We start from the raw sequence: 13,104 nt of genomic DNA, 5'->3' as shown, positions 1-13,104 counted from the left end.
AAGAATTTCGAAGAAGAGCGTCCGCGTCTAGAGGTAGGTTTTATCGCCAATAAGAATTTGTTATTCCGGCTTGCTCGAAACTTATAAATTCTTATGTGGTAGCTAAGAATTGCTTCGCAATTTTAGGAGGATAAGCCATGAAAAATCATATGAGGCAAGGCTGGGGGCTCACGATCAAGCACTTTTATATCGTTATCCTGCTATTCCTGTACCAGCTGCTATGGGGGTTCTTCCTTTACCGGTTTATCGATTCAGTCGTAGCTCCTCTGCTGCGCCGGTTCCCGGATCATTCCCCGTCCAAAGCAGCCGTCCAGCTATTTTTGAGCGAAGCGCAGTTCCAGATTATGAAGACGGATTTGCTCACTCCATACCTGTGGCTGCTTGGCGGCTTATTCGCCGCAAGAATGCTGCTCTCTCCGTTATTTAACGCGGGACTGCTCTACTCCCTGCAGCATGCGACCGATGCAGGAGGAACGCAGTTCCTGCAAGGTATCCGCCGGGCATGGAAGCCGGTTACCCTGCTCTACTGGATCGAAACGATTCTTGCTCTCGCTCCTGCATGGTGGCTGCTGCCCAAGGGACTTGAAGCCCTCCTTCACAGCCGCTCGATTGGAGCCTTGCTGCAGCAGACTCTTCCCGCTGCTGGAGGCTGGCTGTTATGGGGCATCCTGCTCCATCTACTGTTCCTAGCCATGCAGCTTGGGGCGACAAGCGGCAAAACCGGCGGTATTTTCCAATCCCTTGGCACAGCCGTTAAGCATCTTCTGCCTTTTGCCGGATTATCGCTTCTCATGTGGGCGATCGGCTCGGGAATCGGATTGTTTGTCAGCGGCTTCTCCCTCGTATGGGCCGGCTTTATCGCCCTTCTTGTCCACCAAGGCTATCATCTTGTCCGTACCCTAATGAAAGTATGGACTCTAGCCTCCCAATACGACATTTTAAGATCAAAGGAAGTTTAAAATTTTCTCATAATTATAGAAGCAGCCCGCCCTGCGACCTAGTCACAGCGCGGGTTTTTCGCGTTTTTTCGGGATCGCTCGTCCGCCATTCTCCAAATAAACCAACATATCGGCTAGCAAAACCACATAGTAAAGAGTTAGTAAATCTTTATAGTGCTTCTCTGCTAGTCTGCGCGCCCTACATGAAGACTACTAACCGCAGGATACAAGCTTTTCCGCTTTCATTAGTCAAAAGGTTGCATGAGAATTATTAGAAATTGCCGCATAGAGGAGGAGATAAACGAAAATTACCGAATAGTTACCAAGTACATAAAACAAACTGCCTAATTCCTTGTACTGGAAACGGGGGAACCACCCCTGGGTGAATTGACTTCGACGTCCGAATGATTCTATCGGCGCCCGAGAAGTCATAGGGATCCTTCAACCGAACCCCACAGCTAACCTCGTCGGCATTGGAAGGAGCTTTACCGCTTTGAAAAAGGTTACAGCACTACTCCTTGGACTTGCGCTAATGCTAGCTTTTCAGGCTGGAAGCGTTTTCGCAGACTCCAAAATGGACGGCATTGTCAGCAACTTGATTGGCACGCCGTACGTTGCAGGTGGAACATCCACGAAAGGATTCGACTGCTCCGGATTTACTTCTTATGTTTTCGACAAAATGGGCATCGATCTTCCTCGTACTTCCACTTCGCAATCTGAAACAGGTAAGAAGATCGCAAAAAGCGATCTAGTGGCCGGAGATCTCGTGTTCTTCAACACGAACGGTCGTGGTGTATCTCATGTCGGCATTTATGTAGGGGATGGCAAGTTTGCTCATGCATCGTCCAGCAAGGGCGTTACGATTAGCAGCCTTAGTGACTCTTATTATGTCAACCGGTATGTGACTGCTCGACGTGTCATGGACCCTAGCACTTTTGATAAATATGCCGACGAACAATAGAATCCAGCAGCCGTTTCCATCGGGACGGATTGGCAGGATTCCTGCAATAAAGCCGCATGCAGCTTGTCCCACCGGACAAACCGCATGCGGCTTTATTGTTTCCCGCTATTCTGTTTAGGCAACTGCCGTCTGCTGCTTCCGGCCGAGCGCCAGCATCGCAAGCAATACGACAAACATCGCAATAAGAAAAGCTCCTAGAATCCAGACTGTACGGTCCGCACCATAGTTGTCCATCATCCATCCCGTTAATTTCGGGAAGATCGCCCCGCCTACGCCTCCGCAAGCGACAAGCAGACTGGTTGTCCGCTCCGTCATCCCCGGAATTAGTCCGTTCGCGAATACGAGAGCAATCCCGAACACGCCGGAGAAGAACAATCCGCTTAGTCCGACAAGAACCATCATGCCGCTTAACTGCCCAACGGCTCCCATCGCAAGAATAACGACGCAGGCCCCGGCAATCGCAACAAACAGATAGCGGATGTATCCGACACGATCCGCCAGCCGTCCGGCGAACAGACGCCCAAGGATCATCGTGCCCCAGAACAGACTAAGCGAGGAAGGGGCATTCGCTTCGGACATGCCGGAGCGTTCGATCATAATGGAAGGCAGATAATTGGAGAAGCTCATTTCCACGCCAACATAAATGACGAAAAATAACGCCGACAGCAGCAGGAACGGAATCGAGGCTCTCTTATACCCGAACCATCCTTTTGGACGCGGTTCGCCAGCTTCCCGCTCCGCCGCAGCCTTCTTCCCTCTGGCATGAAAACCGATCTTGTCATCGATTGGCCCAAACGATATCGTCATCCATAAGATAAAGGTAATGCCAGCAAGTGCCGATAGGATCGGGAATGATAATTGCCATACATCGTATCGGATCAATATGCTGGCCATCGTTGGCATCAGGAAGGCCCCGATTCCAAAGAACGTCTCCAGCTTGGTCATCGCATTAGCCTTGCCGTTCTCTTCCGCCAGATCAATGACCATGGCTCCAATGACGGATTCCGTCATACCAAATCCAAACCCGGCAAACAAGGCGATAAACAGCATCAGCCCCCAGGAGTCGGGAGTAAGGCTGTAAGCCGCTTCGCCAAGCGTCAGGAGACCAAGCGAGAGAAGCACTCCCCCTCTTTTGCCCAGCTTGGACGTAATAAACGGGGACAGCAATACGCCCACCAAAAAACCAAAGAACTGATTCATCATCCATTGCCCGCCGTCGTCATAAGACAAACCGTATTTATCGAGCATCTGCTCCATTACCGACCCGCCCACAACATGAGCTAATCCAATTACGAGATAAGACAAACAGCCAAGCGCTATTAATTTCCGCATCGTAAAAGTTCTCCTTCGTTGTCCTTCGCCAAATCCTCATGAAGTCGATTACCGAAATGTTATAATGGAAAGAAACTTATATAGATTCTTATTAATGAGGGAAGATCCATGACTAATTTTACTGATGAGGTACATTATAAACCATCTCTGGAGGATATGACTATCCAGCCGCTGGAAATCGATCATGCCCGGCAAATCTGCGGGTGGCAATACGAACCGCCCTACGATCTTTATCATTGGCCGGCTTGGGATACGATGCAAAAGGACGAGATCGAATTCGGCGACCCCGTCCTGCGACGCATGCAATATGCGGCTGTCGTGAATCGCAACAAGGAACTGATCGGTTTTGCCCAATTCTTCCCCATTGTTGGCGTTACCCGCCTCGGTCTCGGCCTTCATCCCGCATTATGCGGCAGAGGCATCGGCCCCGGTTTTCTGCGGCTGCTGGTCCATGAAGCTCTGCGCCGGGCCCCTCGGAACAGCATCGATCTGGAGGTGCTGACCTGGAACACGCGGGCCATTCGCGCTTACGAACGGGCCGGCTTTGCCATTGAGGATACGTATGTAAGGCCAACGCCGCAAGGGCCCGCCGAGTTCCATTGTATGGTGTACCAGTCTACTCTTTAATATCCCTATAACCGGTAATAATCAGGCTCGGGATCCTTCATATCAACGAACAAAATAATGCCGGGCTTCACCAGTACCGATACCGTCCGGATCCAAGCCCTGGAATCCAGGTCGGTATAGGCGCGGGATACCATGGAGCGGCGGTTCTCATTTAATTGAACGACATTCGGAACAAAATACGGCCGCCAGCTCCAGTTGGCCCCGCAGTATTCATCCTCCCGCCGCCAGCTTCCGTCTTCTCTTCTCGAATAATTGGAGGAGATCTGAATGCCGTCTTCACTGCAAAGGTAGACGCGAATGCTGTTGTTCTCCAATTCCTGCAGCAGCCGGACGATCCATTCATTATCCTCGTCCTCCAGCTCCTCCAGATGACCAATCCGGTCGATCTTGCCGGACAGCCTGTCCGACAAATAGCTCCAGTAGTTTTCCGAATAGAGCTGCAGCTGCCGGTGCGCTTCCAGTTCCTCTTCCAATAGGACAGAGAAACGGGACGGCTCGTCGAACTCCGGCTCGGCCTTCGCAAACAGAAAGCCCTGTACGTACCGAACTCCCGCCTGGATCGCTCTCGCCAAATCCTGCTTGGTCTCCACCCCTTCGGCAAGCAGCGAAGCCCCAAGTTGGTCAGCCAGCGCGGAGAGGGAACGGAGCGTACCCAGATAGCCGTCATGACTCGCGCTCCGTTTCAGCAAATGAATGTCGATTTTCAGAATGTTCGGCTGAATCAAAGCAATCCGGTCCATGCCGCTAAAGCCGCTGCCAACATCGTCAATCGCAATCAGACAGCCCTTGGAGCGGTACAAATCGATGATTTCGCGCAGCTCCTCAATCTCGCCGTTAAAGCTTTCTTCCGTAATCTCTATCACGACTCTGCGGGGATCAATCCGATATTTATCCAGCAGAGATAAGGTATACATCTCCCCAGACTGCACGCCCCGGTGCATCCAGTTCGGCTTCAAATTAATAAACAGCATCGGAGGCTGCGGGGTTTCGCTTATTTTCCGAAAAGCCTGTTCACGCAAAATCCGGTCAACCGCGATATGATCCTCGACCGGTACGGCGGCGTCGCAGAAAAACGGCCCCAGACTGCGGACGGCATCGTCCTTGCAGGCTCTCCCCAGCACCTCATAGCCAACCACTTTTCTCGTATCAAGCGCAATGATCGGCTGATAGAAAGCAGACAGCTGCTCGCCATCCAGCTGCAGCGTCTGCGGTAACGTCGTATTTGATAAGCAATCGTTCGTCACGCTCACGCTCTCCCTTTGTTGCCTTATGTCAACCGAATCATACGGGTCACGTTATCTCCATGCGACACTTCAATGACATGATGCTTCGGATGATACGTAATCGCACCTTTGCCAACCTCGATAAACGGCTGCTCGCCAAGTCCGAAGAACACATCGTCGGCAAGCGCCTCCATGACTTCATGCCGGTCGTCCGCCCCAAGCGCGGCCCACTCTTCCTCTTCCATCTCGAAAAACGTGTAGCTGCCTTCTACCTCGCTTACCGCTTCCGTCAGTTCTTTCAATATATCTGCATACTCTCTTGCATGTCTGACTCCCACTATAGGTCAACCACCTTTACCATAATTATCTTCTATACTCATTTTACCGCATTTTTACGAAAATTAACGCTCTCTCTCTTAAATCATTTCTGAAAGTCTAATTTCCGTACGATAACTTGTCGATATAAGTACTAGAGATTTGTCGAAAACGTACTGGACGGGGTGCATGATGAAAAATTCTACAATTATCGGTATTATATTAGGACTCGTAGCGGTACTGGTCGGTATGACGCTGAAGGGTGCCGCTCTTAGCAATCTGTTAAATCCCGCCGCTTATATGATTATCGTCCTCGGGACCATCGCTTCGGTTATGATCGCCTTCCCGATGTCGGAGCTTTCCAAGGTCGGCAAGCTGTTCAAGATCGCCTTCAAGGAACAACCTCTGATGCCCCGCGAGCAGCTGATCGAGAGCTTTATGGAATGGGCTTCGATTACCCGCCGCGAAGGTCTTCTTGCCCTGGAAGCCAAGGTCGAGGATATTGAAGATACTTTCCTCCGCAACGGCATGCGCATGATTATTGACGGGAATGACCAGGATTTCGTCCGTGACGTCCTGCTCGAGGATATTTCCGCAACGGAAGACCGCCATAAAGCTGGCGCCTTGATCTTCACGCAAGCCGGTACCTATGCTCCAACGCTTGGTGTACTTGGTGCCGTAGTTGGTCTGATCGGCGCGCTTGGCCACATGGACGATATGGAGACCCTTGCCCACTCCATTGCCGGCGCCTTTATCGCAACGCTGCTCGGTATCTTTACCGGTTACGTGCTGTGGCATCCGCTCGCGAATAAATTGAAGCGTTTGTCCAAGAAAGAAGTACAGCTTCGCCTGATGATGGTAGAAGGCCTGCTATCGATTCAATCCGGCGTATCCACGATCGCGATTAACCAGAAGCTGTCTGTATTCCTCACCCCAACGGAACGGGCGGCTATGAGGGAGAAGGAGGCTAGCGCCGGTGAAAAAGCGTAAGCACGACGATCACGATGAACATATCGACGAATCATGGCTTATCCCTTATGCCGATCTGCTAACGCTGCTTCTCGCGCTCTTTATCGTATTGTATGCGGCAAGCTCCACGGATGCCAGAAAGTTCGAACGGATGAGCGAGGCGTTCAGCGCCGCATTCAATTCCGGGGCCGGTATCATGGACAATCCGTCGGTTATCAAGTCAGGCGAGCAGCCCCAGCAGCAAATCGATGACGGGAAGAAGACCAGCAAGGACCAGCATGAGGATACGGAGTCCAATCTTCAAGAGCTGATCAAAAAAGAACAGGAAGACTTGGAGAAGCTGAAGAAGCAACTTGACCAATATATTAAGAAGAACGGTCTGTCCTCCGAGCTGGAAACGAAGCTTAATCAGTCCCAGCTGATGATTACGATCAGCGACAATGCGTTATTTGCTTCCGGCAGCGATGCTCTCAAGACCGAATCGAAGGAGCTGGCAGCCAATATCTCCAAGATGCTGGAGCCTTATACCGGCTATGAGATTGTCGTATCCGGCCATACCGACGATCAGCCGATCCGGACGCAGAACTTCAAATCCAACTGGGATCTAAGCTCCTCAAGGGCGATCCGGTTTATGGACGTGCTTTTGCAGAATAACAAGCTCAAACCGGAACGGTTCAGCGCCATCGGTTACGGTGAGTACCGTCCGGTAGCTTCCAATGATACAACAGCCGGTCGGGCGAAGAACCGCCGGGTTGAAGTATCGATCATTCGTAAATATGTCGATTCGAGCAAGGTGCAGCAAATTCCTGCAACGCCTAAGCAGTGAACAACTTCTTTATAGAAAACTCCCCTGATTCCTAGAATCAGGGGAGTTTCTGTTTTGGCCTGCCTTACGACGGGCTGTAATTCAAGGAATCAAACAGCTCCGCTTTCTCCGCTTCCGTCAAGTCCCGCCATTTGCCCGTTGGCAATTGTCCGAGATGAATATTCATTATGCGGATGCGCTGCAGCTTCCGCACATGATAACCAAATGCCTCGCACATCCGACGAATCTGCCGGTTCTTCCCTTCGGTCAGAACAATCCGGAAGACACGATCCCCTACTCTGGTCACCTGGCATGGCAGCGTCATGCTGCCCAGGATACGAACCCCGCTCGACATTCCTTTGACGAACTCCGCCGTAACCGGACGATCAACCGTCACGATATACTCCTTCTCGTGCTTGCCTTCCGAGCGGAGGATCGGATTAACCACATCACCGTCATTTGTGAGCAGAATCAGCCCTTCGGAATCCTTGTCCAACCGGCCGATTGGAAAAATCCGCTCTTTATGGCCGACAAAATCGACAATATTGCCGCGGATATGCAGCTCGGTTGTGCTCGTAATGCCGACAGGCTTGTTCAAAGCAATATACACATGATGCTTCTGCTCGCCAATCCGTTTTCCGTCTATTCGTACATCATCGCCAAGCTCCGCTTGGCTGCCGAGTTCAGCCTTCGCTCCGTTAATCGTGACGCGTCCGCTATCGACCAGCTTATCCGCCTCACGCCTCGAACAATATCCTGTCTCGCTTATAAACTTATTAATCCGCACAAAAGTTCACCCCGTAGTCTGTGCTGCCATTTCCGCTATGCGATCGGAGGAATACGTATGAATAGATGGCTGTCCTACCGCCTGCTTATCCAATGCTTGCTCCGTCATGGCTTGCTTCGCTGCTATCCTCATCGCTTTGGCGACAGCTTCGCCCGCGATCGGACGGTATGGCCGAAGCGAGCCTACCATACCCCATTGTACTGCCTTCGACACGGCCGCGCCAATCGTTTCTCCAAGACGGAACGACTGTCGCGAGCCAAGCAGCAGTGACGGCCTGAAGATCCGGACCGATTCCAACGGAATCAAGGCCAGTTGCTCCTCAAGCTCGCCTTTTACCCGATTATAGAAAAAAGCAGAGGAAGACGACGCTCCCATTGCCGTTATGACCAGAAAATGACGCGCTCCCGTATGCTGTCCCCACTCTGCCAAGGCAAGCGGATAGTCATAATCCACCTTGCGGAACTCTTCCTGGGATCCCGCCGTCTTTATCGTAGTCCCCAGCGTACAGTACACGAGATCAACCGCCACATCATCCAGCGCTTCCCACATCCGGTCGAAATCCGCGATAATGACGTGCAGCTTGGACCTCGCTTCCTGCTCCATCTCCATTCGGCCGATCGGCCGCCTGGCTAATACCGTAATGGAATGACAGGCCGGATCGTTCAGAAGCTGCTCCAGCAGCGCCGATCCGACAAGTCCCGTAGCTCCCGCAATCAAGCAGCTGTAAGTACTGATACCTGCAATGTTGTCCATTGACGGATTACTCCTCCTCAGCCGACATTTGCGCTTTGTTTATCCAATCCTTCACCTAGTATACCGTTCGCGTTCCCTTCTTTCAAAACAGGGAGCGTAATGATAATCGTTGTACCGACGTTCACCTGGCTCTTGATCTCCATCAGCCCCTGATGACTGTGGATAATCCGCTGGCTGATCATCATGCCAAGCCCCGTGCCGCTTTCCTTGCCGGTGAAGAACGGGTTGCCGATCTTCGGGATCATATCATCCGGTATTCCGATTCCTTCATCCGTAATGGAAATCGTAATCTGGTCGTTTTTTGAAGCGATATGGGTATGTATTCTTCCTCCGGACGGCATGGCCTCGATACCGTTCTTCAGCAGATTAATGAAAACCTGCTTCAGCTGATTCTCTTCACAGGATACAAGGCATGGCGCTTCGGTAAAAGAAGTCGTAAAGGTCACGTTATGCAAATGCCCTTCGCTGTCGATCAGCGACAAAACGCTGCGGAAGACGTCCCTGACGTCTCTTGTCGCGAATCTGGTTGCCTGCGGCTTGGCCAGAATCAGAAATTCTCCGACAATTAAGTTGATCCGGTCAAGCTCCGACAGCATTAGTCCGGTATGCTCCAGGTTCATCTTGCCCGTATGCTGCTGAAGCTGCAGGAAGCCGCGCAGGGTAGTTAACGGATTGCGGATCTCATGCGCCACTCCGGCTGCCAGCTGTCCAACCGTCGTAAGCTTCTCAGATCGGCGCAGCAGCTCTTCCATTCGGTTACGGCTTCTCATATCGCGGGTAATGCTTGCGAAAGCCTGAATAACGCCCTCCGTGTCCCTTATAGGCGATATAGTGACGCTGACGGGAATGATCTCGCCGCTTTTGGTCATCCGAATCGTCTCTTGAGCGGGCAGCACCTTGCCCTCTTGCAGAGAATTGATAATCAGGCGCATTTCTCCCCTATGCGTGTCCGGTACCAACTCAATCTCCGCGCCAAACACTTCTTCCGAGGTATAGCCAAACAACTGCTCGAAGGCTGTGTTCACTTGAATGAATTTCCCCTGTAAATCCACGACATGGATCGCATCGCTTGTATGATCGATAAAGGACTGCAAATATTCCTTCATCTGCCGGTTATCCTCAAACGCCTGGCGGAGCTTCTCCATATAAATGCTAAGGTTCTGGGACATCGCGTTAATTTTCAGCGCAAGCAGGCCGAACTCATCCTTGCCTCTGACTTTAATAGCCGTCTGGAAGCGCCCAAGCGATACCTCGTTTACCTTCCACAAAATCGCGTTAAGCGGCCTCAGCATAAATCCGGCAAGCAAATAACTGCTAATAAGCACGAACAGCAGGATAATGCCGGCATAGGTAATCGCATCCATCCGCTTCATGCTCATAATCTGGTTATATTCCTCGCAGTCGTACACCATGCCAATCACGTAAGGCGCAAGGCTGGCGTCGCTGTAATAACTCTTGATATACTCCTTGCCGTTCCAATTCACCTCGCGGACCTGGAAGCCCTTCTCGGCAGCCTGTGCGGCGTAAACCATATCTTTGGCCCCGTCCCTGAAGGTATAAGTGCCTAACAATACCTTATCCTCAGACATAATTCCGGTAGAATCCGGACGGAACACGGTTACTTCCTCCAGATCGGGGTAAAGCTTTTTTAATAAGGCCTGCATTTCATTGGGTTCAAACTCCGGGTCATCTCTTAAAGCGGCTACGTCAGAGGCCCAGCCCGGATGCTGGTCGAATGACTCCGAAAGCTTGGCCGAAGCCTGCTCCATCACTTCCTCCATATCCTGATTCATATTGCGAAGCGCGGCATATTGGTCCAAAATAACGATAAGGATAAACATCGCCAGAACAATCATAAATATGTAGATGGAGAACTTGGCTTTAAAAGACACTGGCTATGCACATCCTTTAAATTGGGCATTAGTTATCCACAAGTTATTGACATTATCAACAACTAATCCACATGCCCATAGAATAGTTTGTGTGTAGTTTTGTGGACATTAAGATAGTTATCCACAATTTTATCCACTACATGTTAACAACAGAATATCTGTTCGATGAATAAATGCGAATTTGTTCGATTTTATCGTAAGTTGGAGGGTAATATGATTCGAGAACAAGAAGATCAGGCCTGGATGCAGCTCGCCATAGAGGAAGCCAAAAAAGCCGAACAAATAGGCGAAGTACCGATCGGTGCCATCCTTGTGAAAAATGGGGAAGTTGTCGGAAGGGGTTATAACTTGCGGGAGACTAACCATGATCCGACTGCGCATGCCGAAATGGTCGCTATTCGAGAAGCTTGTGAGCGGCTTGGTGCTTGGCGGCTCTTGGACTGTACGCTGTACGTCACACTTGAGCCTTGTCCGATGTGCGCAGGCGCCATAGTCCAGTCCAGGGTGAAACGGGTTGTATACGGAACGGGTGATCCTAAAGCAGGCTGTGCGGGCACGTTAATGAACTTGCTCCAGGAACCCCGTTTCAATCATGAAACAGAATTAACAAGCGGCATTCTTCAGCCGGAATGCGCCGAGCTGTTGACGAATTTCTTCAGAAACCTGAGAAACAAGCGGAAGTAACTACTCGCTTCTGCGCGCGGAAGAACAAGCAACTTCGTTACGCTGGATATATTGCAGGGCAACAATCAATTGATCAGCTTCTTCGCTGATCGCAAGGACATCGGGGTCGGTAAGGCTACCGCGTGCCTCCGCTACTTCATGAAGCTTCAGCCGCAGCGATTGCAATTGTATAAGCAGATCTGTTTTGTCCATAATCGCTTTGGGGCACGCTCCTTATATTCATTGATGTAGGTATAAAATTATTATACGCTTTCTTCTTTTTACTGTTTGTAAAAACCTGTCGACAAGAAAACACAATTTTCAGGCACGATTCGACACGAATTGAACCAACAGTACTAAATTACCATCTTTTGTGGGAGTCGTCTAGATGTTTCATACTCGTTCATATATTTGTTGATAAGAAAACTTACATATTAGAGATAAAACAGGGGCGTTGCAAGTTCCAAGCCACCCGTGCTAAAATAAACCATACTGCGCGCCCGTAGCTCAGCAGGATAGAGCGACAGTTTCCTAAACTGTGCGTCGCGGGTTCGAATCCCGCCGTGGCGCGCCATATTTAAAAGATTGAAGAACCGTACTTTTGTGCGGTTCTTTTTTTTAAAGGATGCAGCCTTTCATTCCGGGCGGAATATATAAAACCGTATCATTCCCGATTATACGCGGTAAAATTTGTCAATACTCATTAGAGTTGGCATAACAAGCAGCAAATGACCGCATTGAAGAGGAGAAATCCATGATATGGATCATATTTTTTATGCCGTTTTAAGAACAGTCTTGGCTTTTTTCATCATGATGCTTATTGCCCGCATACTCGGAAAATCAACAATCTCCCAAATGACCTATCATGATTTTGTAGCAGCGATTACACTGGGTGCTTTTACGGCAAATCTCGCTTTTAATATGAAAGTAAACTTTTGGGAAATGCTTACTGCGCTTGTTACATTTGGCGGAATCGCTTATTTGCTTATGGTTATTGCCCTGCGAAGCCGACCGCTTCGCAAATGGATTTCCGGCCAGCCGACGATTCTGATCCAAGACGGTAAAATATTGGAAAACAATATGCGGAAATTGAAAATTACTTTAGATACTTTAAATCAGGAACTAAGGGAAAAAAATATATTTAATATCGAAGAAGTCCACTATGCGGTACTCGAACTGAACGGGAAAGTTTCTGTGCTGCGAAAACCCGAGTATCTGCCTGTGACGCGCAAGGACATGAACGTGCCGGCCGGCCCGAAACCGTCGTTCCCGATCGAGCTTATCATGGACGGTAAGATTATCGACAACAACTTGCGGCAGAACGGTATTACAAAAGAATGGCTTGTATCGCAGGCGAAAACAAAAGGATTGTCACTTCAATCGGTCAATTATGCCGTAAAAAGCTCGAACGGACATTTATACTTCGATTCCTATGAAGACCGGGTTCATAATCCTGTTGATGAGGAATAAGGTTATTGCGTTAAAGAGGGGACTGCTTGCAGCAGTCCCCTCTAATATTTATAACGGCATCGTCCATACAATCTCAGCGATTCGCACACATGCTTGCCGAGTGTGCAATTGCAAGAGTACATGATCAGGTTTTACGTCAATGATGGTTCCTTCAAGCGCGCCTCGCGTTGTCTCAAATAATACGCAGCGGCCGATTAATCGGCTGAGCGCTTCCACTACGTAAGGATCAACGGAAGATACCATTTGTATTTGACTAGGATTTATTTGCGCTGGGCTGACCTTGCCTGGTTGCATATAATTTGGTTGGTACAAATTGTTCACTCCTTAAATTATAGGTTCGAACCCATCATATTCAAATGCCTAAGTACG

The 13,104-nt window shown here is 50.0% G+C and carries 15 protein-coding genes, 1 tRNA gene and 1 riboswitch; of the genes, 8 read left to right on the top strand and 8 right to left on the bottom strand.

Annotated elements, in window-relative coordinates:
* Positions 1 to 137 precede the first annotated feature (137 nt).
* Both WFJ73_RS31530 and WFJ73_RS31525 read left to right on the top strand, forming a co-directional pair.
* Positions 138 to 959 carry a hypothetical protein gene (locus WFJ73_RS31530; RefSeq protein ID WP_336776763.1) on the top strand — a complete coding sequence of 274 codons (822 nt, stop codon included), beginning with the start codon at positions 138 to 140 and terminating at the stop codon, positions 957 to 959.
* 310 nt (positions 960 to 1,269) lie between these two features.
* Positions 1,270 to 1,426: riboswitch (cyclic di-AMP (ydaO/yuaA leader) on the top strand.
* 5 nt (positions 1,427 to 1,431) lie between these two features.
* Positions 1,432 to 1,899 carry a C40 family peptidase gene (locus WFJ73_RS31525; protein WP_336776762.1) on the top strand — a complete coding sequence of 156 codons (468 nt, stop codon included), beginning with the start codon at positions 1,432 to 1,434 and terminating at the stop codon, positions 1,897 to 1,899.
* 114 nt (positions 1,900 to 2,013) lie between these two features.
* Here the strand turns inward: WFJ73_RS31525 and WFJ73_RS31520 are convergent, their stop codons facing one another.
* Positions 2,014 to 3,231: an MFS transporter gene (locus WFJ73_RS31520; RefSeq protein ID WP_336776761.1), complete on the bottom strand. Its 1,218-nt coding sequence runs from the start codon at positions 3,229 to 3,231 to the stop codon at positions 2,014 to 2,016.
* 108 nt (positions 3,232 to 3,339) lie between these two features.
* On the opposite strand from WFJ73_RS31520, the gene WFJ73_RS31515 reads away from it, so the two are divergent.
* Positions 3,340 to 3,858 carry a GNAT family N-acetyltransferase gene (locus WFJ73_RS31515; protein WP_336776760.1) on the top strand — a complete coding sequence of 173 codons (519 nt, stop codon included), beginning with the start codon at positions 3,340 to 3,342 and terminating at the stop codon, positions 3,856 to 3,858.
* Between the two features lie 5 nt (positions 3,859 to 3,863).
* On the opposite strand, the gene WFJ73_RS31510 is transcribed toward WFJ73_RS31515, so the two are convergent.
* The gene (locus WFJ73_RS31510) at positions 3,864 to 5,102 is read right to left on the bottom strand and encodes an EAL domain-containing protein (protein ID WP_336776759.1); all 1,239 of its coding nucleotides are present in this window, start codon (positions 5,100 to 5,102) and stop codon (positions 3,864 to 3,866) included.
* Positions 5,103 to 5,125: 23 nt separating this feature from the next.
* Complete coding sequence (locus WFJ73_RS31505; protein ID WP_336776758.1) at positions 5,126 to 5,419, bottom strand: hypothetical protein; 294 nt, start codon at positions 5,417 to 5,419, stop codon at positions 5,126 to 5,128.
* Between the two features lie 169 nt (positions 5,420 to 5,588).
* On the opposite strand from WFJ73_RS31505, the gene motA reads away from it, so the two are divergent.
* Complete coding sequence (motA, locus tag WFJ73_RS31500) at positions 5,589 to 6,386, top strand: flagellar motor stator protein MotA (protein WP_336776786.1); 798 nt, start codon at positions 5,589 to 5,591, stop codon at positions 6,384 to 6,386.
* The gene (gene motB / locus WFJ73_RS31495) at positions 6,373 to 7,191 is read left to right on the top strand and encodes a flagellar motor protein MotB (RefSeq protein WP_336776757.1); all 819 of its coding nucleotides are present in this window, start codon (positions 6,373 to 6,375) and stop codon (positions 7,189 to 7,191) included. Before motA ends, motB begins: the two co-directional genes overlap by 14 nt.
* Positions 7,192 to 7,255: 64 nt before the next feature.
* On the opposite strand, the gene rluF is transcribed toward motB, so the two are convergent.
* The 3 genes from rluF to WFJ73_RS31480 are packed head-to-tail and all read right to left on the bottom strand — an operon-like array spanning position 7,256 to position 10,602.
* Positions 7,256 to 7,957: a 23S rRNA pseudouridine(2604) synthase RluF gene (gene rluF / locus WFJ73_RS31490; protein ID WP_336776756.1), complete on the bottom strand. Its 702-nt coding sequence runs from the start codon at positions 7,955 to 7,957 to the stop codon at positions 7,256 to 7,258.
* Between the two features lie 6 nt (positions 7,958 to 7,963).
* Positions 7,964 to 8,710, bottom strand: a complete 747-nt coding sequence (locus WFJ73_RS31485) for an NAD-dependent epimerase/dehydratase family protein (protein WP_336776755.1) — start codon at positions 8,708 to 8,710, stop codon at positions 7,964 to 7,966.
* A gap of 17 nt (positions 8,711 to 8,727) precedes the next feature.
* Positions 8,728 to 10,602: an ATP-binding protein gene (locus WFJ73_RS31480; RefSeq protein ID WP_336776754.1), complete on the bottom strand. Its 1,875-nt coding sequence runs from the start codon at positions 10,600 to 10,602 to the stop codon at positions 8,728 to 8,730.
* 213 nt (positions 10,603 to 10,815) lie between these two features.
* Between WFJ73_RS31480 and tadA the strand changes: the two genes are divergently transcribed.
* On the top strand, positions 10,816 to 11,286 hold the full coding sequence (gene tadA / locus WFJ73_RS31475) for a tRNA adenosine(34) deaminase TadA (protein WP_336776753.1): 471 nt from the start codon (positions 10,816 to 10,818) through the stop codon (positions 11,284 to 11,286).
* On the opposite strand, the gene WFJ73_RS31470 is transcribed toward tadA, so the two are convergent.
* Positions 11,287 to 11,478 (bottom strand): aspartyl-phosphate phosphatase Spo0E family protein, encoded by a 192-nt coding sequence (locus WFJ73_RS31470; protein WP_091190862.1) that lies wholly within the window; start codon positions 11,476 to 11,478, stop codon positions 11,287 to 11,289. It abuts the gene before it with no gap.
* Positions 11,479 to 11,761: 283 nt separating this feature from the next.
* On the opposite strand from WFJ73_RS31470, the gene WFJ73_RS31465 reads away from it, so the two are divergent.
* Positions 11,762 to 11,839, top strand: a tRNA-Arg gene (locus tag WFJ73_RS31465).
* 185 nt (positions 11,840 to 12,024) lie between these two features.
* A complete protein-coding gene (locus tag WFJ73_RS31460; RefSeq protein ID WP_336776752.1) occupies positions 12,025 to 12,735 on the top strand; it encodes a DUF421 domain-containing protein in 711 nt (236 codons plus the stop codon).
* A 48-nt stretch (positions 12,736 to 12,783) separates the two neighbouring features.
* Here the strand turns inward: WFJ73_RS31460 and WFJ73_RS31455 are convergent, their stop codons facing one another.
* The gene (locus tag WFJ73_RS31455) at positions 12,784 to 12,978 is read right to left on the bottom strand and encodes a DUF2642 domain-containing protein (RefSeq protein ID WP_336776785.1); all 195 of its coding nucleotides are present in this window, start codon (positions 12,976 to 12,978) and stop codon (positions 12,784 to 12,786) included.
* Positions 12,979 to 13,104: the final 126 nt, after the last annotated feature.

It is taken from the genome of Paenibacillus sp. MMO-58 (genome assembly GCF_037146255.1).
Taxonomy (GTDB): Bacteria; Bacillota; Bacilli; order Paenibacillales; family Paenibacillaceae; genus Pristimantibacillus.
The sequence above is the reverse complement of the archived record's forward strand: the minus strand, read 5'-3'. Positions and strand labels throughout refer to the sequence as shown.

Bases quoted from the DNA above. Each gene is read 5' to 3' on its own strand.
- WFJ73_RS31530 (WP_336776763.1), top strand. From the start codon at position 138: ATGAAAAATCATATGAGGCAAGGCTGGGGGCTCACGATCAAGCACTTT.
- WFJ73_RS31520 (WP_336776761.1), bottom strand. From the start codon at position 3,231: ATGCGGAAATTAATAGCGCTTGGCTGTTTGTCTTATCTCGTAATTGGA.
- WFJ73_RS31515 (WP_336776760.1), top strand. From the start codon at position 3,340: ATGACTAATTTTACTGATGAGGTACATTATAAACCATCTCTGGAGGAT.
- motA (WP_336776786.1), top strand. From the start codon at position 5,589: ATGAAAAATTCTACAATTATCGGTATTATATTAGGACTCGTAGCGGTA.
- WFJ73_RS31485 (WP_336776755.1), bottom strand. From the start codon at position 8,710: ATGGACAACATTGCAGGTATCAGTACTTACAGCTGCTTGATTGCGGGA.
- tadA (WP_336776753.1), top strand. From the start codon at position 10,816: ATGATTCGAGAACAAGAAGATCAGGCCTGGATGCAGCTCGCCATAGAG.
- WFJ73_RS31470 (WP_091190862.1), bottom strand. From the start codon at position 11,478: ATGGACAAAACAGATCTGCTTATACAATTGCAATCGCTGCGGCTGAAG.
- WFJ73_RS31460 (WP_336776752.1), top strand. From the start codon at position 12,025: ATGGATCATATTTTTTATGCCGTTTTAAGAACAGTCTTGGCTTTTTTC.
- WFJ73_RS31455 (WP_336776785.1), bottom strand. From the start codon at position 12,978: ATGGTATCTTCCGTTGATCCTTACGTAGTGGAAGCGCTCAGCCGATTA.